This is a genomic window from Dictyobacter alpinus (assembly GCF_003967575.1).
In the GTDB taxonomy this organism is placed as follows: Bacteria; Chloroflexota; Ktedonobacteria; order Ktedonobacterales; family Ktedonobacteraceae; genus Dictyobacter; species Dictyobacter alpinus.
On record NZ_BIFT01000002.1, the window covers coordinates 2,078,562 to 2,098,903 of the forward strand.

At 48.9% G+C, this 20,342-nt stretch carries 12 protein-coding genes, 1 tRNA gene and 3 rRNA genes; 8 read left to right on the forward strand and 8 right to left on the reverse strand.

Features of this window, described 5'->3' with window-relative positions:
* Window positions 1–2: 2 nt before the first annotated feature.
* Window positions 3–500 carry a hypothetical protein gene (locus tag EL633_RS30885; RefSeq protein ID WP_126631067.1) on the reverse strand — a complete coding sequence of 166 codons (498 nt, stop codon included), beginning with the start codon at window positions 498–500 and terminating at the stop codon, window positions 3–5.
* Window positions 501–1,419: 919 nt separating this feature from the next.
* On the opposite strand from EL633_RS30885, the gene EL633_RS30890 reads away from it, so the two are divergent.
* The gene (locus tag EL633_RS30890; RefSeq protein WP_126631068.1) at window positions 1,420–1,812 is read left to right on the forward strand and encodes a response regulator; all 393 of its coding nucleotides are present in this window, start codon (window positions 1,420–1,422) and stop codon (window positions 1,810–1,812) included.
* 72 nt (window positions 1,813–1,884) lie between these two features.
* Here the strand turns inward: EL633_RS30890 and EL633_RS30895 are convergent, their stop codons facing one another.
* Complete coding sequence (locus tag EL633_RS30895) at window positions 1,885–3,381, reverse strand: beta-N-acetylhexosaminidase (protein WP_126631069.1); 1,497 nt, start codon at window positions 3,379–3,381, stop codon at window positions 1,885–1,887.
* Window positions 3,382–3,459: 78 nt separating this feature from the next.
* Complete coding sequence (locus EL633_RS30900) at window positions 3,460–5,421, reverse strand: S9 family peptidase (RefSeq protein WP_126631070.1); 1,962 nt, start codon at window positions 5,419–5,421, stop codon at window positions 3,460–3,462.
* A 606-nt stretch (window positions 5,422–6,027) separates the two neighbouring features.
* Between EL633_RS30900 and thiO the strand changes: the two genes are divergently transcribed.
* The 5 genes from thiO (at window position 6,028) to EL633_RS30920 (ending at window position 12,735) form a co-directional block, all read left to right on the forward strand.
* Window positions 6,028–7,164, forward strand: a complete 1,137-nt coding sequence (thiO, locus tag EL633_RS30905; RefSeq protein ID WP_126631071.1) for a glycine oxidase ThiO — start codon at window positions 6,028–6,030, stop codon at window positions 7,162–7,164.
* A gap of 637 nt (window positions 7,165–7,801) precedes the next feature.
* Window positions 7,802–9,288 (forward strand): 16S ribosomal RNA (locus EL633_RS30910).
* A 22-nt stretch (window positions 9,289–9,310) separates the two neighbouring features.
* Window positions 9,311–9,460, forward strand: coding sequence for a hypothetical protein (locus tag EL633_RS36805; RefSeq protein WP_161982578.1), 150 nt, complete (start codon window positions 9,311–9,313; stop codon window positions 9,458–9,460).
* Between the two features lie 137 nt (window positions 9,461–9,597).
* Window positions 9,598–12,557: ribosomal RNA gene (locus tag EL633_RS30915) — 23S ribosomal RNA — on the forward strand.
* Between the two features lie 105 nt (window positions 12,558–12,662).
* Window positions 12,663–12,735 (forward strand) — tRNA-Ala (locus EL633_RS30920).
* Between the two features lie 138 nt (window positions 12,736–12,873).
* Here EL633_RS30920 and rrf read toward each other — a convergent pair.
* The 3 genes from rrf to EL633_RS30935 form a co-directional block, all read right to left on the reverse strand.
* Window positions 12,874–12,990 (reverse strand): 5S ribosomal RNA (gene rrf, locus EL633_RS30925).
* A 199-nt stretch (window positions 12,991–13,189) separates the two neighbouring features.
* On the reverse strand, window positions 13,190–14,074 hold the full coding sequence (locus EL633_RS30930) for an SCO6745 family protein (RefSeq protein WP_126631072.1): 885 nt from the start codon (window positions 14,072–14,074) through the stop codon (window positions 13,190–13,192).
* Window positions 14,075–14,332: 258 nt separating this feature from the next.
* Entirely contained in the window at window positions 14,333–15,346 is a 1,014-nt protein-coding gene (locus tag EL633_RS30935; protein WP_161982580.1) for a LacI family DNA-binding transcriptional regulator, read from the reverse strand.
* 273 nt (window positions 15,347–15,619) lie between these two features.
* Between EL633_RS30935 and EL633_RS30940 the strand changes: the two genes are divergently transcribed.
* Window positions 15,620–16,060, forward strand: a complete 441-nt coding sequence (locus EL633_RS30940) for a hypothetical protein (protein ID WP_126631074.1) — start codon at window positions 15,620–15,622, stop codon at window positions 16,058–16,060.
* A gap of 131 nt (window positions 16,061–16,191) precedes the next feature.
* Here EL633_RS30940 and EL633_RS30945 read toward each other — a convergent pair whose 3' ends face one another.
* Both EL633_RS30945 and EL633_RS30950 read right to left on the reverse strand, forming a co-directional pair.
* On the reverse strand, window positions 16,192–18,747 hold the full coding sequence (locus EL633_RS30945) for a glycoside hydrolase family 3 C-terminal domain-containing protein (protein ID WP_126631075.1): 2,556 nt from the start codon (window positions 18,745–18,747) through the stop codon (window positions 16,192–16,194).
* Between the two features lie 68 nt (window positions 18,748–18,815).
* Window positions 18,816–19,139 carry a nucleoside triphosphate pyrophosphohydrolase family protein gene (locus EL633_RS30950; protein ID WP_126631076.1) on the reverse strand — a complete coding sequence of 108 codons (324 nt, stop codon included), beginning with the start codon at window positions 19,137–19,139 and terminating at the stop codon, window positions 18,816–18,818.
* A 405-nt stretch (window positions 19,140–19,544) separates the two neighbouring features.
* Here EL633_RS30950 and EL633_RS30955 point away from each other — a divergent pair, with 405 nt between their 5' ends.
* Window positions 19,545–20,315 (forward strand): HAD-IIA family hydrolase, encoded by a 771-nt coding sequence (locus tag EL633_RS30955; RefSeq protein ID WP_126631077.1) that lies wholly within the window; start codon window positions 19,545–19,547, stop codon window positions 20,313–20,315.
* Window positions 20,316–20,342: the final 27 nt, after the last annotated feature.

Below are 20,342 nucleotides of genomic sequence, written 5' to 3' on the forward strand. Positions count from 1 at the left end.
GCTTAAAATTCTGGATGTTTATGCCTGGGCATATGCATCAAGATATAACCAGTCTCTAGAATTGAAGAAATTTCAATGCCAAAGGAGCGAGTTTTCAAACGTGTTCGAGAGAGCACATTACGGACCGGGCGCATCTCTTGATCCCACACACCAGCTTCCTGGGCCTCCTGTAAGCGCTTGCGGCTACGGGCAACAGCGGTCTCAGTTACGCGTCCACTATTGAAACTTGCCAGCAAGACTTCGTAAGGACAATAGTAGGGGTATGCATCGAGAAGAGGGAGGAGGACACAAATTTCGCTGGTGGTAAACTGTTGTTCCATCAGCATATGTGGCCGATCATCCTTACAAACAAGATGCGAAAGAGTCCCAAGTGGGGTGTTGAGGGCAAGGGTATGGCCTGAAGGTAGTAAGCCTTGCAATGAAAAATGTAAGACTTCCTCACTGTTTTCCTGCAAAAAACTAACAGGTGTTTTCACCTTCCGCAGGGAAACTTTTTGCATAGTGGCGCTCCTTGTCTGGCTAACGCAATAAGTGTGCCGGGATAAAAATACACGCTAAGAGAACCTTATTTTCCTCTGACCATAACAGGCATGGAAACGATCACAAGAGTGGTTGAAAATATGCTTACTGCATATTGAACGTGACCTGATAAGGGTTTTCTCCTAAAAAAATCTGGCACATAGAAATCCACAAAATACTGTATACGATAAACATACACGGAATATATATAAAAATCAATGCCTTATGAGAGATGTTTTTCTGGCATTCTTCAAGTGTAATAAAGGTCCTAAGATGGGAATAGCTTGTTTTTCTTTAAATTGCTTTTCTACTTGAGCATTTCAGCCCTGCTTTTTTGTGATAGTGTTTGCTTCCTGCTCTCTCCGAGGAACATCTGACCAGCCACACGCGGGTCCTAAAGGGCCCACCTTTTTTATGTGCCGTGAAATTGTGCGCCTGGCGCACAATTTCACGGCACATAAAAAAGGTGGGTCTCAACACGCAATCGCCCCGAACTATGTGCGTCATCTTCTGACAGCCTTTGGCTCATCTGAGGACAGAACGCCCGTTACGCAGGGGTTGATCGAGCCACTCTTATAATATATCCCATAGTTATGGCATGGTGAGAAAAATGCGCTGCAGCGTATTTTTCTCACCATGCCATAACTATCATGTTTCCGTCAGGGAACGAGTGTGGCGAGAAAATACTTATCCATGAGGATAGGCTCTGCAGATATATAAAACTTTTTAGGACGTTTGGTATATTTATGCTCGAAATGTATTTACGCAGAATCACTCTTTGTGTTACCATAGGCATATTCCACGTGAGTGCTTTTCACGTTTTTCGTGCTTTATAAGTACATCGGCTATAATGTTGCTGTGTTTTTATACTGCATTTTTTACTAAGGGGGAAGTAAAACAATGAACATTGGCGTTCTGGATGATAATCCGGCCATCCTTGCCTTTTTATCAACCACCTTGAAGATGGATGGGCATACAGTGACAACCCATAGCACCGGTTTAGCGATGCTAGAAGCGATCTTTCCTTCTTCCGCCTCTGACCAGCAGGCACAGCCTTATGATCTGGTGGTGTTAGATTTGCTTCTTCCTGGAACCATGACTGGAGCAGATGTCTTTTTCGCTATTCGGAAAGAATTTGAGTCCTGGCAACTGCCTGTGATCATTATTACTGCAGTCAGCGGCCCGACATTGGAGCAGTTTCGGCGTATCCTGCCAGATGACGTTCCTTTGTTGCGGAAGCCGTTTGCGCCACGTGCATTGCGACAACTGATCAGTGAGCTTACGGCTAAATAAGCCTCTTTCTACGCTTAGTAAGTGCAATGCAGATGGCGCATGCATTATAAATAATACAAATTCTGGCTCCACTTAATCTGTAGTCGAAGCTGGAACAATATAACCGGGTGCCTGTCCTATTGTATCAATCAGTGGTTGATATTGCTTGTAGGTTGGAAAAGGCTTTGGAGAACCCCAGTTAGCCTGTGCCAGTGAACGCAGGATAGCACTAATACCATCTGCTATTTGGAGCTCCGTCTGTTGATCTGGATGATCGCACCAGATATGGAGCTTTGCACCCAGCAATTGAGTATCGGCAGGCTCAAGTTTTGTATGCCCCTGGAAGCTATGCTGCTCGAAATTGTCATAAACATTAGCTGGTCCAGTTGGGAAATAAGATCCAAGCACATAGTAAAGAAGATCGGCATTACAATTCATGATCGACGCAGGCAACTTAGTGATCTCTTGAGGAGACAGGCCAGAGTCCAGCCAATGTTCATATATAAGATCGGTTGCTATGGTGATTGCCGTGCCCCCATACAATCCATCATTCCAGACGCGTGTAATCTTGCCATGGGACTTTACGATGTCATTGGCCCAGTTCACAAAGCCCAGATAGGTATCACGGGCCGTGGCAGCTGGACCATAGTGTTCATGGGCGTAGCGAGCAAGCTGAGGATAATCGTTGTAGTCCTCTTTCATGAGATATTCATCGGCGCCAATGTGCCAGTAAGGGCCGGGAAAAAGCGGGATGAATTCGTCCAATAGATCCTTCATTAAAGCGTATGCTTGCTCATTACTCAGATCAATATCGCCTGGTTTACGTTTGCCGTCTCTGCTTATGATCTGCAGATCAGGATGTTGGGCCAGAATGGTGTCCATATGGCCTGGCATATCAATCTCCGGCACAATTGTAATATGATAGCGTTGTGCCAGCTCCAACAATGCTCGTATTTCAGCTTTAGTATAATGTTGTGCTGAAACTGCCTCAGGATGGCGTTCACTTTCCAGGCGGAACCCATAGTTATCCGAGAGATGCAGATGGAAATAGTTGAATTTCAGATATGCCAGCTCTCGAATATGGCTTTCCAGCCACGCGAGCGAAAAGTATTTACGACCGACATCCACCATCAAACCACGCTGAGGGTATGTGGGCCAGTCACGCGCCGTACCCACAGGGATGTCTGTATGTTGTTTGAGCAATTGTAATAGCGTACGTGTTGCATAAAAGACGCCATGTTCTGTCGGAGCGCTTACCCTGATGGTATCACTGATCTCAAGTAGATACCCTTCATGCCCCACAGAGATTTCTCCAGGAGATAACATTAAAACAATATCGCCTGGTTGTTCTTCTGTCGTGATATTAATGGGCATAGTCAGGCCAGTTGCCTGCTTTAAATCTGCGGCAAACGTTTCAGCTACCACTTGTAGTTGAGAAGCCGTGCTGTTCGCAAGTATAAGACGAGATTGTTCACCAAAGTGAAATACGCCTGTACTCGCCTGCCATTCTTGCAAAGCTGGAATGGTCTGTGGATGTCTCTGTAAAGTTGTATCAGCATTGATCGACTTCTGCGTTGATATATCCATCATGTTTCACTCCTTGAAGATGATATTGAGCAATACTATTATCTATCCATGAATATAATTTACAGGATATGCACTGATTGTTCAGGATAAGAAACGCTTAAACCAATCGAGCACGCGTTGCATATAATCGAGATTATGTTTCCTCTCGGTCAATCCATGTCCTTCACGGGGATACGTAATCAGTTCTACTGGTATCTCTTGCTCTTGTAGGGCGCGATAGAAGGCCCAGGCTTGATTGACTGGTACACAGGGATCTTTCTCCCCATGCACGATCAGGGTTGGTGTCGTGACCTGACTGGCATAGGTAAGAGGTGAATGATCGCGATAGATAGCAATATCGCTAAGTGGATTAACTGGCTCATTGATTTTACCCAGAAAGCGCATGTCCCAATCCTGAATATTCGTCTGGGCATGAAAACTATGGAAATCACTGATACCAGCTCCCATAATGGCAGCTTTGAAGCGCTTTATTTGAGTGACTGTCCAGGCAGTCATAAAGCCACCATAGCTCCATCCCATGATGCCAACGCGCTCACCGTTAACAAGTTTGCGTTCAACCAGATAATCGATCCCTTTAAGCACATCTTGATAATCGTTACCGCCCATATCGCCAATGACAGCATCCGCAAAAGCGACACCTCTCCCCATGCTACCACGAATATTGGGACATAAAACAGCATATCCCGCCGCTGCCAGGACCTGATTTCGATAGAATTCCCAATCTTCCTGCCAGACGCCGGATGGACCACCATGGACATTGACGATCAGCGGTGGTGGAGTCGCATCTGTGGATTTTTTCGGCCAGGTAACCAGTGCCTCAATGGTCCAGCCATCGATACTGTCATAATGGATGCGCTCAGTTGTGGCCATCTCCAGGGTCTCTTCAGCCAGTGGATTAAGCTGTGTGTGACGTTGCCAGGTAATTGTTGGAGATTGATTATCTTTGTATGTCAGCTCTCCTGACCAGATATCATGAGGATGTTGTTCAGAGTGTGTAACAGCAATCTGGCTCAGGTCAGCATTTGCGGAGAAATGTGCCCAGCCGCGATCACCCAGTAAGAAATTATCGGAGATCGTTGTTAGATTTTCTGTTGGTTCATCCAGCAACGCGATACGTGTACTGAGGCCATGCCAGCCAGCACATAAGATCTGCCGATTATCAGGATGCCACTGCAACCAGGAAGGGCTCCAATCAATCTTTGGTGTCATATTGCGGGTTTGTCCATCGGCTAGCGAGTGTATATAGATATCACCACCACCACGATCGGGGTCACTCCATTCACCTGATACATACGCCAGCCGTGTTCCATCGGGTGACCAGGCAAGCGCAAAAGCCTGACGTTTCAACTGACTGATCTGATGAATCGCCCCTCCATGCGCCGCGACCAGACCTATCTGACCACGATACCAATCCGTTTCATCCGGACCGGTAGCATAATACACCGCGAAACGGTTGCTGTCAGGTGACCAGGCATAATGCCAGACTGTCAATCCATTCGCCGTAACCGGTTCGGCAATATCATAATCCCGCCGCACTGTCCAGAGCCGGGTATGACGCCCCACGCCCTGATACTGTACCTGTGGATCCTGGGGAGGAGCTTCACCGTCCACCGAGCAAAACGCAATTCGTTTGCCATCTGGTGACCACGAGACATTGCTAATGCCATTTGCTAGCGTGCAGATTTGACGCTCATCACCCGTTTGCATGTCTTGCACAAAGAGTTGAAAATGATTATTGCCCTTTTCTCCCTCAACCTTAGAAGCAAACGCAATCGTGCGACTATCTGGAGACCACGCTGGAGGACCATCCTGACGTTTTCCCCGTGTTAATGGTTCAGGATTCCCATCGGCAACATCTGTAATCCAGAGACGCTTACGATATTTATCTTCCCCCGGTAGCCATTCACCAACCTGGAACGCAATTTTTTTGCCGTCAGGAGATATCCTGGCATTAGAGGCTGTACGTACGCTAAGAAAGGTCTCAGGGGTAATCGCCTGTCCCTGAAGCGATGTTTGTATACCAGATTGAGTGTATGTATTCAAGCTTCAACTCTTTTCTAGTCCCTTAGAATTTAGTTAAACTAAGATAGGGACCTGTGAAGACCGTACATAAAAGTAGACAGCAAGATAGTGTAGGTGGCTTTTCCATCGAATCGCGACCATATTATTATAGTATATTCTCTCATCTATGTTTTTGTGAATTGTTAAGAAACGGGTTTAAAAATTTGTAGATTGGTGGATTCTTCTGGTGATATATCAATTATCTTTGCGTATATCGAAAAAATATTTCATACTTTTTTGATCTTTCCCTGACATATTCCACATAACTTTGCCCTATACTAAAGTTAATGCTGCAGAGGAAATTGCAAGTACCAATAAAGGCAGAGTACCGGTTGGTGATCAGCTGTATGATACTCTGATCTCTGCCAGAGTATGGCATCCGTATAGCAGGATCTACAATGAATAGTTTCCTTTATTGGTACTTCGTATTCTCTTGTTCTGTAAACCTGACTCTCTGCCATCTCTGCAGTATTCCTTTTTTTCCTCTATCCTTCCGCTTGCTAACCTCATTCTTTCTACGCTATGATGATACGCAGCTCATTTCACGCGCGAATTTTGTATGTATGGCATTTTTAGAATAGGGGTGTAATGATCAGGTCACAAACTACGGATGCGCTTATTATTGGTGGTGGAATAATTGGATGTTCTTGTGCCTATTTCTTACGCAAAGCAGGTGTTGATGTTACTATACTGGAGCAAGGAGAGATAGGTGGACAAGCCTCTGGCGCTGCTGCTGGATTGCTCGCTCCGTTAGGTCCTATTCCCGCGCCAGGAGTATTTGCTGATCTTATTCTGGCTAGCTTTCGTCAATTTCCTGCATTTGTGTCAGAGCTTGAAGCTATTAATGGATTAGATGTTGGGTATCAGCAGACAGGTTCACTACGAGTTGTACATAGTGCTAAACGCCTGGCCCGGCTCAAGCAGCGTTTTGAGTTGTGGCAAACCCTGGGATTAAATGTAAATTGGATAGAAGGCGTCGAGGCTCTAAAGCGGGAACCGTTACTGGCCCCTGATGTGTGCGGAGCAGTTTACGCTCCGGAAGAGTCACAGGTCAACGCAGTGCAGCTTATCAATGCCCTGGCTTTGTCTGCACAGCAAGCCGGTGCGCAGATCTATCCACATATAATAGTAAATGAGTTCCTGCATAGTGGGACAAAAGTTACAGGTATACGGACCGCATCGGGCGATACCTATACCTGTAAACAGCTCATTGTAACGGCAGGCGCCTGGTCCGCCCACTTATTACGTTCCTTGAATGATATTTCAGTGCCTTTGAGCCCTACAGGTGGACAAATGCTTGCCTTATCCCAACCTCAGCCAGCACTACAGCATATTATCTTTGGCGACACAAAATATCTTATCCCCAGACATAAGGAGATCCTGGTCGGTGCCACGAAAGAAGATAGCGGCTTTGATATTCAGGTGACTCCTCAAGCTACCGAGAGATTATATAACACTGCCTTACGACTGCTTCCCTCACTATCTTCTCAAAATATTAGTCGAAGCTGGGCCGGCATACGCCCAACCACACCAGATAAATGTCCAATTATAGGACCAATACCCGGCTGGGAGAATCTGCTTGTGGCAACTGGACATAATAGTGTCGGTATTATTTTGAGTCCTGTAACGGGCCAGAGCATTGCTGAATATGTAACTACTGGTCATCTGCCCCAACTTATACAGCCATTTGGGCTTGAGCGTTTTAATACGCCAGAGTTTAGTTAATACCGCAATATTAGCAAACTTCAAAAGAGGTTAGAAATTCGTTCCAAAAAGGGTTGACAGAATTACATCGCTATGGCATAATCATCGAGCTGCAGAAAACAAGACAATCACTGAGCTCTCTGAGTATTGGTGCTCCTGTCCTTTCGCATCCGTTGTGCCACGCTAAGGTGGCTCCCCCGAGATCACCGATCTCCTGTGTATTTCCCAACCAATGTGGTGAGAAAGAAGGAGGCTTTGGCCTTTTTTGCAGGTGATGATGTGGATACTCGCTCTTAGAAGCGAGAGACACGAGATCTTGGGCGTCGGCGAAAATTCCTCGGAAAAACGCTTGACAAATCACAACAGATCTGCGATACTACAGCTACACGAGACAGAAACACGAAAACAGATGATCTGCTCGTAAACACAGACGAACTCTGGTTCGTCGGCACCTTGACAACTGAAGAGTGGAAAGCAGAACAGCAACTGGAACACATGAATAGGTTTCACGTTCCTGTCAATTCGATCCCGAGCGTTCGCGTTCGGTGATCACACAATAATCTGCGAACAAATTACAGCCAATGTTGGAAGACTTGGCCTTGATCGCAATTCTCATGCAATTTCTTCCTGCTCGTTGAGTCGGAATGAATCATAAAATTGGATGGCGAGTTTGATCCTGGCTCAGGATAAACGCTGGCGGCGTGCCTAACACATGCAAGTCGAACGCTCTGCGCAAGCAGGGAGTGGCGGACGGGTGAGTAACACGTGGGCAATCTACCATCAGGTGAGGAATACCGGCGAGAAATCGCCGACAATACCGCATAGGCTCTTTCGCGAGGAAGAGCAAAGCTCGCAAGGGCGCCTGAGGATGAGCCTGCGCTCGATTAGTTTGTTGGTGAGGTAATGGCTTACCAAGACTGCGATCGATAGCTGGTCTGAGAGGACGATCAGCCACACTGGGATTGAGAACGGCCCAGACTCCTACGGGGGGCAGCAGTGAGGAATTTTCGTCAATGGGGGCAACCCTGAACGAGCAACGCCGCGTGCAGGATGAAGGTTTTCGGATCGTAAACTGCTTTTCTCTGGGACGAGAACGGACGGTACCAGAGGAATCAGCCCCGGCTAACTACGTGCCAGCAGCCGCGGTAATACGTAGGGGGCAAGCGTTGTCCGGATTTATTGGGCGTAAAGCGCACGCAGGCGGTCAGATCAGTCTGGGGTGACAGTCGTCGGCTCAACCGACGAAGTACTTCGGATACTGTCTGACTTGAGGGCTTCAGAGGGACACGGAATTCCGGGTGGAGTGGTGAAATGCGTAGATATCCGGAGGAACACCGATGGCGAAGGCAGTGTCCTGGGAAGTACCTGACGCTCAGGTGCGAAAGCTAGGGGAGCGAACAGGATTAGATACCCTGGTAGTCCTAGCCGTAAACGATGACCACTAGACGTTGGGGGTATCGACCCCTTCAGTGTCGCAGTTAACACAGTAAGTGGTCCGCCTGGGGAGTACGGTCGCAAGATTAAAACTCAAAGGAATTGACGGGGACCCGCACAAGCAGCGGAGCGTGTGGTTTAATTCGATGCAACGCGAAGAACCTTACCAAGGCTTGACATGGATTTGCACCAGCCGTAATTGGTTGTCCCTTAGGGGCGGATCCACAGGTGCTGCATGGCTGTCGTCAGCTCGTGTCGTGAGATGTTGGGTTAAGTCCCGCAACGAGCGCAACCCCTGTCGTTAGTTGAATTTCTCTAGCGAAACTGCCATTTTAAAATGGAGGAAGGCGGGGATGACGTCAAGTCAGCACGGCCCTTACGCTTTGGGCGACACACACGCTACAATGGTCAGGACAAAGAGTCGCGAACTCGCGAGAGGGAGCCAATCTCGTCAAACCTGGCCTCAGTTCAGATTGGAGGCTGCAACCCGCCTCCATGAAGTTGGAGTTGCTAGTAACCGTAGGTCAGCACACTACGGTGAATACGTTCCCGGGTCTTGTACACACCGCCCGTCACACCACGAAAGTTGGCAACACTTGAAGCCGCTGGGCTAACTCGCAAGAGAGGCAAGCGTCGAGGGTGGGGTCAGTGATTGGGGTGAAGTCGTAACAAGGTAGCCGTACCGGAAGGTGCGGCTGGATCACCTCCTTTCTAGGGAGCTTTGGCATCGGTCATGACTATCATGGCCAGCAAGATGTCACACTTCCAGGTCGAACAGGACGACGAAAGTATTCATCCAGCAGTTGGGCTGGTTTCCACTCTCCAGATGTTGGGGTCAACAGGGCCACGCTACGGCGTTGTACCTGCCAGCATCGCACCTTGACAACCAAATACCGTATATCTTCAATTTTGCTGAGCCATGATAGGTCAGCCAGAGTTGAAGCAGAGGATCGCTGTTCTTTCTCGCAAGAGAGGGAACGGTAAACAAGCATTCACAGATCAAACATGATGAAGAGAAGAGAACAAGCTACACAGAGTACGAGGTGGATGCCTTGGCGCTAAAGACCGAAGAAGGACGCGGAGACCGGCGAAACGTTTGGGGGGAGCTGCATACAAGCCATGAACCCCAAGATTCCGAATGAGGCAACTCCTCCAGAGTGATGTCTGGAGACCGCCTGCTGAACACATAGGCAGTGACGGGGGGCAGCGGGTGAACTGAAACATCTCAGTAACTCGACGAAAAGAAATCAACCGAGATTCCCGTAGTAGTGGCGAGCGAACCGGGAGGAGCCCAAACCAATCATCTTTCGAGATGGTCGGGGTTGTAGGACCGATAACAAGCAATGACGAACTACTTGAACGCGTTGGAAAGCGCGACCAGAGCGGGTGAGAGTCCCGTAGAGGACGGTTTGTTAACGTGGATCGGTATCCTGAGTACCACGAGGCACGTGAAACCTTGTGGGAAGCTGGGGGGACCACCCTCCAAGGCTACACATCTTTAGCGACCGATAGCGAACAAGTACCGTGAGGGAAAGGTGAAAAGCACCCCGAGAGGGGGATGAAACAGACCCTGAAACCACGTACTCACCAGCAGTCAGAGGCCACTGTTCCGTTGCGGAACTAAGGGCTGATGGCGTGCCTTTTGTAGAATGATCCGGCGAGTGCATCGTCGTAGCGTGGTTAACCAGCGTTAAAGCTGGGGAGCCCCAGGGCAACCGAGTCTGAACAAGGCATATGTTGCGGCGATGCGACCCGAAACCGTGTGAGCTATCCATGAGCAGAGTGAAGCGGATGTGACAGTCCGTCGAGGCTCGAACCCACCAGTGTTGCAAAACTGGGGGATGACTTGTGGATAGGGGAGAAATTCCAATCGAACACGGAGATAGCTGGTTCTCCCCGAAATGTATTGAGGTACAGCTGTATGAAACACTATCCTGGAGGTAGAGCACTGAATGAGCTAGGGGCCAAGTGCTGGTTACCAAACTCAACCAAACTCCGAATGCCAGGACAGCATGCATGCAAGTGAGACGGCGGGGGCTAAGCTTCGTCGTCAAAAGGGAAACAGCCCAGACCATCGGCTAAGGTCTCCAAATCCTTTCTCAGTGTCAAAGGGGGTCACAACGCCCAAACAGCCAGGATGTTGGCTTAGAAGCAGCCACCATTTAAAGAGTGCGTAATAGCTCACTGGTCGAGTGTCGTGGCACCGACAACGTATCGAGGCTTAAGAGAGGTACCGAAGCCATGGAATCTCGTTTACGAGATTGGTAGGGGAGCGTTCTGGAGCAGAGAAGCCAGACCGTGAGGACTGGTGGAGCGATCAGAAGTGAGAATGCCGGAATGAGTAGCGTCATGTCTGTGATAACCAGACACACCGAATGCCTGAGGGTTCCTGGGCACCGTCAATCGTCCCAGGGTGAGTCGGGTCCTAAGCCGAGGACGTTATAGTCGTAGGCGATGGCAAGCAGGTTGGACATTCCTGCACCGGAGAAATTTGTGATGAGCAATGGGGGGACGCGGTAAGGAAGGTGAGCCCATCGATTGGACAGGATGGGTCTGTACGGCGAAGTGCGAAACCGAGGAAAATCCCGGTTTCCTGTGCATGACACGTGCAGCGAGCGGACGCAAGTCTGCGGAAGTCATTGGCCCCTACGCCGCCGAGAAAAGCCTCTCGCCAGAATCTTCTCCGCCCGTACCGCAAACCGACACTGGTAGGCAGGGGGAAATCTCCCCAGGTGATCGAGCGACCCTCTGTTAAGGAACTCGGCAAATTGACCCCGTACCTTCGGAAGAAGGGGTGCCCTAGTAGCGAGCCTGCTTGCAGGAGCGTGAGGGGGTTGCAAGAAATTGGCTCAACCGACTGTTTACCAAAAACACAGGTCTCTGCGAACGCGAAAGCGGAAGTATAGGGGCTGACTCCTGCCCAGTGCCGGAAGGTTACGAGGAGCGGTGCACGTAGCTGCGAATCTAAGCCCCGGTGAACGGCGGCCGTAACTATAACGGTCCTAAGGTAGCGAAATTCCTTGTCGGGTAAGTTCCGACCCGCACGAAAGGAGTAACGAGTTGAGCGCTGTCTCGACAGAGGACTCGGCGAAATTGAAGTACCCGTGAAGATACGGGTTACCCACGACAGGACAAAAAGACCCCGTGGAGCTTTACTACACCTTGACCTGGAAACGAGTTGAAGCGTGCGTAGCATAGGTGGGAGTCGGAGAACCCTTCCCTTTGGGGGAGGGGGAGACAACAGTGAAATACCACTCTCGTTGCGGTTTGTTTCTCATACGTCACCGTGAGCCGGGACGTAGACAAGATCAGGCGGGTAGTTTGACTGGGGCGGTCGCCTCCCAAAGAGTAACGGAGGCGCCCAAAGGTTCCCTCAGGGTGGATGGACATCACCCGTAAGAGTGCAAAGGCAGAAGGGAGCTTGACTGCAAGACGGACAGGTCGAGCAGGGACGAAAGTCGGGCTTAGTGATCCCACATTCCCGAGTGGAAGGAGTGTGGCTCAACGGATAAAAGCTACCCCGGGGATAACAGGCTTATCTTGCCCAAGAGTTCACATCGACGGCAAGGTTTGGCACCTCGATGTCGGCTCGTCGCATCCTGGGGCTGGAGTAGGTCCCAAGGGTTGGGCTGTTCGCCCATGAAAGCGGCACGCGAGCTGGGTTCAGAACGTCGCGAGACAGTTCGGTCTCTATCCGTCGTGGGCGTAGGAAAATTGAGGGGCGTCATCTCCAGTACGAGAGGACCGAGATGGCTCGACCGCTGGTGCGCCAGTTGGCCCGCCCGGGCCAGAGCTGGATAGCTATGTCGAGAAGGGATAAGCGCTGAAAGCATCTAAGCGCGAAGCCGCACCCAAGACGAGTTTTCCCACTTTCTTCGGAAAGTCAAGATCCCAGGAAGACGACCTGGTAGATAGACGACACGTGGACACCTGGTAACAGGCGCAGCGAAGTCGCCCTAATGATCGTACGGCTTGTTTCACATAGTATCTTCATCGTGGACCTCGCGTGAGTGCTTCTCAGCTTCAATCATGGCTGACCAGTGACTCGGCAAAATTGAGGATATACCGTATTTCGGTTGTCTTACGGGGACATAGCTTAGTTGGTAGAGCGTCGCCTTTGCACGGCGAAGGTCAGGAGTTCGAATCTCCTTGTCTCCACTCTAAAAAGAGAGGTTGACAGTATCATAACATACTGTCAACCTCTCTTTTTAGTTAAATTTCGAGAAATAACGAATTTCACTCTCTTCTAGCATTTGACCAATTTTGCAATATAAAAAACACCTGTGTGGGCGGGTGAGACGGCGACTTCCTATTTTCCCACGCAGTTGCCCACGTAGTATCATCGGGGAGGAAGAGCTTAACTACCGTGTTCGGGATGGGAACGGGTGTACCCTCTTCGCTAAAGTCACCAGCTCACCTGCACATGCAGGTGTTCTTAACAAATGGAATAATACCATCCTGTTTGTGTTTTGTCAACCCCTACTCCCCATGTACGCCCTCTAAACTTGCATTGTGATCAAGGTGGTTTGTTATTATAGCAAAAAAAATCATTGCGATCAAAAGCTGACCAGGATTCAGCCTGAATTCTGGTCAGCTTTAGGTCGTAGCGTTGTTATTTTAGATCTCCCAGAGGGCTGGATGCTGGAATGCCTTTTTGAGCGAGAATTGTGTTTCTGAACTTGTTCATTGAAGAGAGCAGGCGTTCAAATTTTTCAATGCCAAGAGCTTGCCAGGGGGGAAGGGCTAGGTTGTCTGTGCGTTGTTCTATGAATTGCCGGACCTCTTTTCCTGCTGCTGTGAGCGTTCCTGATGCGTCTAGCCAACCGCGTTGTATCAGGCGATCACTGGCCGCATTCCACTCTTCATCGCTCCAACCTCGATTTAGTTGCAGATTTTCTCGTGGTATCCTGCCTGTGCCCACTAACGTGATATGTGCCTCACAGCCATCTATATTTTCGGCCAGTAACGTGGCGATATGTCCATCGCCCCGATACTCCCGTAGGAGTGTAGCCGCATGCCAGAGGGCTAAGTGTGGTTGCTCTGGCCAGGGGAGGGCCAGGTGGGCCGCGAATAGCGGTCGGCCCGCAACCGAACATGCCTGGGTTGCTATACGAGCAATTTCGGCTGCCTCTGCCAGATCCTCGGATGTAATCAAATCTCCGAGTAGCCGCCGAAGTGCAAGATCTGCTATCTCTAATCGTGCTGTTAAGACGCGCTCGGGAGTTGAGAAATGCCAGGCGTCTGGGATAGCACGTGCGACCATGTTTGGATGGAAATTATAAAAAGTCGCGCATACCACTGAAGCTGGAACTGGTCCAAGCGCAGCGGCCCGTGACGCAAAATATCCCATCCAATAACCTTTTAAACCAGCGGCCGTATAAACAGCTTTGGTTTCAGGAGCAAAATAGACCATCGCGTGATAGGGCTCCATTGCCCTCCAGGCCAGACGTGAAGCATGTTCATCGGGATTTGTATTCAGAGGGAATAACGTATCCATATCTTCCTCCTATTTTCTATATGGTCTCTTACTCTCTACGCTATGCTGCAAAAAAGCCATCATGTAAGAGTATACATCCTGTTCAGATCTCAAGTGTAGATCAGGTCAGGTCGATACATAGAAGCAGGTTTGAACTTCCTTGGATACTTTCTGATTTAAGATCCAAAACGTCATTTTCTTAGGAGTTGTGTAAGCGCTTACACAACTCCTAAGAAAATGACGTTTTTATTTTTATTGGTGAATCATTATAGGCTGGTATTAGATCAACGGATGCATTGTTGACTCACGTACAATCAATGCGCATGGAAGCTGGAGCTCCCGTCCTGTGCCATCTTCGTATTGATCGATGCGGTCCAATAAGAGCTCTACCGCGGTTCTACCGAGCAGGGATTTTGGTTGGCGTACCGTTGTCATAGCAGGCAGCGTATTGGCTGCCAGTGTAATATCATCAAAACCAACGATGGAGAGTTGTTCTGGAACACGATATCCTAGTCGAAGTGCCTCTTGCATGGCTCCAACCGCTACAATATCGTTGACCGCGAAGACACTTGTGGGTGGAGTAGGGAGGTGAAGTAGCTGTATCATTGCTGCGGCGCCTCCTTCACGGGTCAACGTGGTTGCAACTAGCAGGTGTTCTTGGTAGGTCAATTCAGCCTGCTTTAACCCATCCAGGTATCCGCGTTGCTGGTCTGAAGCTACATCATGGGCTGCATCACCTTCAATAAAAGCGATCCTTCTATGTCCCAACTGTGCCAGGTGCATAACCGCCTCAATGGCTCCACTATAGGTATCTGTCGTGACGTAATCGATATCCTCCGTTGCCAGTTTGCGCCCGATCAGGACAATTGGCAAGCCGCGTTTATGCAGATCAAGGATACACTGATTGCCTTCGACTGTTTCTGGAGCTGTAATAATCAAGCCATCAACCCGACGTTCATATAATAAGTTAAGCGCACGCACCTCGCGCGCTCCCTTGCCGTCAGTGTTATAGATTAACGTACAGTGCCCCGCCTCATCGGCACAATCCTGGGCACCACGTACCAGTTCTGGGATGAAAGGATTCAGCAGATCCGAGACGACCAGGCCGATCATCTGCGTGTGCTTCTTGGTCAGGCCGCGCGCAATCCTACTAGGACTGAAATTGAGCTCTGTGATGGCTTTTTGGATGCGTCCCCTGCTGATCTCACCAACATAACCATTTCCGCTTAAGTAGCGAGAAACTGTACCGGTCGATACACCAGCCAGGCGTGCGACATCATAAATATTTGCCAAATGCACCTCCACTAGAAAATGTGTGACCGCTTACATATCACTCTACTCTGTAACATATACATTGTCAATATCTTTGTGACCAAGAAAGATTATCCACTCTATGGATATTTCATTGCATCAATTATAGGCATATGCTATATTCATCGATATGGTCAAGCTGTTTTGAAGGTGCGAGCAAATATTTAGGGAATCGTTGGTGGCCAAAGTAATATCCAACTTTTATGCATAGAGAGATGCTATTGGCACTACCATTTCTTAAGAGGAGCAATAATTATGCCAGAAGCGAAGAAAGGCCGATCAGGTCCTCCTGGTCGTGTCTTGCCAATAATCTTAATTCTTTTGCTAGCCGCGGCAATTGGCTATCTGTTATATACAAATCATAGCCTGACATTACAAGGATCTTTGCCTACGACCAATATACAATTAGCTTCAGCCTCATCTGGAAGCTCGACAAATGTTATGTGTGAGATTATTTCTACTTCCACGAACCATTCTCTTACAGGCTATGTGTTGGAGCGCTCTAATGATGGTTCCTATGTACGCACTCAACATACCATTACGGTCACCTGGAAATCCAGTCAGAACGTTACGATGGGACATGATAAGGATCTTCAGCCAGGCGCAATCGTTCAGGCCAGTGGTCAACTTGATACTGCTAAAGTGTTGCATGCAGATCAGATCTCGGTGGTTACTAATTATTTAAAGGTGAAGTGATTTTTCATTGCAGACACCTTGAGTTTGCAGTACTTGCTTGTTTTTGAAGAGGAAAATGAGGTGGCGATTATGATCGCCACCCCATTTTCCTCTTCAAAAGTTGGTAATCAGGAACTTATATGGGATGTCAATTAACGGGTTGCTGTATTGGCCTGTTTAGATTCTTGACCATCGCTGAAGTGGCTTGTCTCTGTGAGTGTAAAGGTGGCGCGAGCATGGATATCTTGAGCTGAGGAACCGACCAATATTTCAAAATCGCCGGCCTCGGCAATCCATTGGTGAGTCAGGTCATCGTAATAAGCCAGGGCATCGCGTCCAAGGGTAAAGGTCACTGGTTTGGTTTCGCCTGGCTCAAGTTGGACCTTGGCGAAGGCTTTAAGCTCTTTTTCTGGACGGTGGAGACTGGATTTGATGTCGCGCACATAGAGCTGGACGACCTCTTTGCCAGTACGTTCCCCGGTATTTGTGACATGAATACGTACCTGCAAGTGGTTATCGGGTTGTAACGTTGGCGTGCTGAGTTCTAGCTCAGAGCCATAGCTGAAAGTGGTATAGGAGAGTCCAAAGCCGAATGGAAACAAGGGCTCAACTTTCTTTTTGTCGTAATAGCGATAGCCGACAAACAATCCTTCGCCGTAATGGACACGTCCATTTTCGCCAGGATAATTAATATAGGCTGGATTATCCTCAAGCCGTTTAGGAAACGTTTGAGGCAGTTTCCCCGAAGGTGTCACATCGCCAAAGATGACGTCTGTCATCGCATTGCCACATTCCTGTCCAGGAAACCAGCATTGCAGCACGCCCGCGACCTTATCCAGCCACGGCATGGTGATTGGCGAACCCGTATTTAAGACCACAATTGTTTTAGGATTGACCTGCGCGACCTTTTCGATCAACTCAACCTGTTCAGGTAGCAGATCCATATTCGGCCGATCAAAGCCCTCGCTTTCCCATTCACCATTCAGGCCAGCAAAGATCAGGGCCACATCCGATTGGCGGGCTAACTCGATGGCATGGTGCAGTGCAGTACTGGATACCGGTGGCTGATAACCCAGGCGAACAGCTGATATCGGGACGTTTGGATCCACTTTGGCATAATCGATCGTCAGTTGATACTTTTTTCCAGCGGTTAAATCAATTGTGCCAGTTGCTTCTGTACTTCCCATACCAAAATACGTCTGACCCTTGACCTGCTTATCCCAGTTATCGATTAATTCTTTATCGTCGATGGAGAGTTTGCTCACACCCGAACTGGCCAGTCCAAAGGTATGCGAACCAGTCTCTTTGGGTATGATATGAGCTGTGAAGCGGGCTGAAAAACTGCGTGGATCAATTGTCTCAGCGATAGGACCAAACCAGACCTTCTCGGAGCTTGTACTAATGTCGGTCTCGTCTAATTTGTCCGTGAAATTGTTATTACGGAAGTATTCGATAATAAAGCCTGCAGTGGTGTTCTGATCGTTGTTGCTGTAGACATCGTTGTTGAGGAGTGGTAAGAGATTATGGTTGCTAAAGCCGGTTTCGTCGTTCAATGTCCCATGAGCACCGACGCGCTTCACGATGGCGTCATACGGGGTGACCGCATAGTGGGCATTAACAAAGGCGCTCCCACCGCCCATCATACTGGCAACCTTTGCGTTAGGACCAATGATCGCGATGGACTGGCTTTTTTCAGGATCCAATGGCAGGATGTTCTGTTCATTTTTGAGTAAGACACAACCTTCGGCTCCCGCTTGACGAATTACCGCGCGATGTTCTGGCAGATCGATTGCTTGTTCGGCTTTCTTTTCAGTGATTTCAAACAAACCTACCTTGATAAACAGGCGCAGTAAGCGACGCACACTGTCATCAATGGTAGCCTCAGCAACTTCACCCGTTTGAACTGCCGCAAGCAGTTTTTCCCCACGCCACATAGCTGGTCCCGGCATCTCCAGATCAAGCCCTGCGTTGGCTGCGGCCGCTGTACTCTGTGTACCAAACCAGTCCGACATGACCACACCATCAAAGCCCCAGCTCTTTTTCAGTACCTCTGTCAGCGTATAGGGATTTTCGTCAGCGTAGATGCCATTTATCTTGTTATATGAGGACATGATGAGCCAGCTACCAGCTTCCTGGATGGCGGCTTTGAAGGGAGGGAGATAAATCTCATGCAGCGTGCGCTCATCGACTTCCGAGCTGATACTGTTGCGCTCAAATTCAGAATCATTACAGACAAAATGTTTGACCGTAGCGCCGATGCCCTCACTCTGCACACCAGTAATATAGGAGACCGCCATCCTGGCCGATAAATAAGGATCCTCAGAATAGCACTCAAAGTTACGACCATTGAGTGGAGAGCGATGGATATTGACCGTTGGCGCCAGTAACACCTGCGCCCCCTTGGATTTTGCCTCCTGTCCCAGTGCCTGGCCTATGCGTTCAATCAGCTCTGGATTCCAGGTGGCCGCCAGTGAGATTCCCGCTGGAAAGCACGCAGATGTCACGCCTGCATTGGCTTCGCCGTCAGCGGTCGTTCCCACCATGATATTGCCCTCACCGCGCGCACCATTCGGACCATCTGAGACTTTCAACGCTGGAATGCCCAGCCGCTCAATTGGTACTGTTTCCCACATTGAAGCGCCAGCCAGAAGCGAGACCTTCTCCTCTAATGTCAACTTGCCCAACAGATCTTCAACTTTATCAAGCATACATCAACTCCCTTTGTTTGATTTGCACCATAGCATCATCGCGTCAATAACATAGATATCATTATATGTTATTCTTCACGATTCTTGCTGCGCTGAGGATCAAAGCCGTCGGGATAGCGTTGACGTAGTTTAGTGACGTTGGCCTGCATTATATCTTCAAGCGTTAAGCCCACACTTTCACTGAGCAGGGTCATATACCAGAGGAGATCGCCTAGCTCTTTACAGAGATCGCTGGTATCAAGGTCATGAGAATGATAGAGAGATTTTTTAAGGAGATCGACAATTTCTCCTCCTTCACCCGCGATACCCAGGGCGCTTAAAATCAGTCGTTCTCTCTGATCTTTTATGTCACAGGTTCTCTGAACCTCTTTGGCGTAGGTTGCTATATCCATGAATGAAATTCTCCCACTTTGTTTGTGTTATGCGTGTTTATATATGTAGCCAGATGACACAGAATACACAATCTTTAGGTGTTGCTGTAATGTAACGATCCTGGTAGTTTACGTCAAATCTTTAGGACTGCCGTTGGATTTCAGGGCTTTTTAATTTTCCTCTTCCTGGCGCCTACGGCGCCGGAGTCTGGTGTGGTGTGTGTTCTGTGGGCGGCCGCGGCCGCCCACAGAACACACACCACACCAGAAATACTCTGTATATGATTTGCCTGACAGTTACTCCCGGCTGAAAATGAAAAAGCCCTGGTTGGATTTTTGTTTACATTGACAGCAGAATGATGGGTAGGCTACACTATTTGATGTTTACTATTGGTGTAAGGCTAATAATATACACAGAATGGGAGCATGCAATTGGACGGAGTCAAAAACTACTTAATTGACATGGATGGTGTCCTGTTATGGGGCTCGACACTTATTCCTGGAGCTGCGGACTTTGTACATAAATTACAGGATAAAGGTATCCCTTTCTTGATTTTTACAAATAATTCACTTTATACTCCACGTGACCTACAGGTGCGTCTGGCTTATATGGGATTAACAGTCTCTGCCGATTCTATCTTTACTTCTGCTCTGGCAACCGTCCAATTCTTGCACTCCCAACGTCCAGGCGGTAGCGCTTTTGTGATTGGCGAATCGGGTTTGACGACTGCTTTACATGATGTGGGCTATATTTTGACCAGTCAAGAGCCGGAATATGTGGTCCTTGGTGAGACCACGACATATAGTTTTGAGCGCCTATCGTTGGCCGCGCGCCTGGTCAGTAATGGTGCACGCTTCATTGCGACCAATCCTGATGTGATGGGACCTGGAGAAGGCGGCTTTGTTCCGGCGACAGGAGCAGTGGCGGCGCTGGTGAGTTCCGCGACAGGTGTGAAGCCTTATTTTGTTGGTAAGCCCAATCCCTTGATGATGCGTATGGCCTTGCGCAAACTCAATGCCCATTCTGAAGAGTCCGCAATGATCGGTGATCGTATGGATACCGATATTGTGGCGGGTACCGAGAGCGGTCTGCGTACAATCCTGGTGCTTTCAGGGGTCACTAAAAGGGAACAGGTGGAACGCTTTCCCTATCGTCCCACCTGGATCTTGAATTCAGTTGCTGAGGTTGAGATATAGCCTTCTTCCAAGAAGATTATCTGTGTA

Coding starts and splice junctions, on each gene's coding strand:
- EL633_RS30955 (WP_126631077.1), top strand. CDS start 19,545: ATGCAATTGGACGGAGTCAAAAACTACTTAATTGACATGGATGGTGTC.
- EL633_RS30940 (WP_126631074.1), top strand. CDS start 15,620: ATGCCAGAAGCGAAGAAAGGCCGATCAGGTCCTCCTGGTCGTGTCTTG.
- EL633_RS30930 (WP_126631072.1), bottom strand. CDS start 14,074: ATGGATACGTTATTCCCTCTGAATACAAATCCCGATGAACATGCTTCA.
- EL633_RS30945 (WP_126631075.1), bottom strand. CDS start 18,747: ATGCTTGATAAAGTTGAAGATCTGTTGGGCAAGTTGACATTAGAGGAG.
- EL633_RS30895 (WP_126631069.1), bottom strand. CDS start 3,381: ATGATGGATATATCAACGCAGAAGTCGATCAATGCTGATACAACTTTA.
- EL633_RS30885 (WP_126631067.1), bottom strand. CDS start 500: ATGCAAAAAGTTTCCCTGCGGAAGGTGAAAACACCTGTTAGTTTTTTG.
- EL633_RS30950 (WP_126631076.1), bottom strand. CDS start 19,139: ATGGATATAGCAACCTACGCCAAAGAGGTTCAGAGAACCTGTGACATA.
- EL633_RS30890 (WP_126631068.1), top strand. CDS start 1,420: ATGAACATTGGCGTTCTGGATGATAATCCGGCCATCCTTGCCTTTTTA.
- EL633_RS36805 (WP_161982578.1), top strand. CDS start 9,311: ATGACTATCATGGCCAGCAAGATGTCACACTTCCAGGTCGAACAGGAC.
- thiO (WP_126631071.1), top strand. CDS start 6,028: ATGATCAGGTCACAAACTACGGATGCGCTTATTATTGGTGGTGGAATA.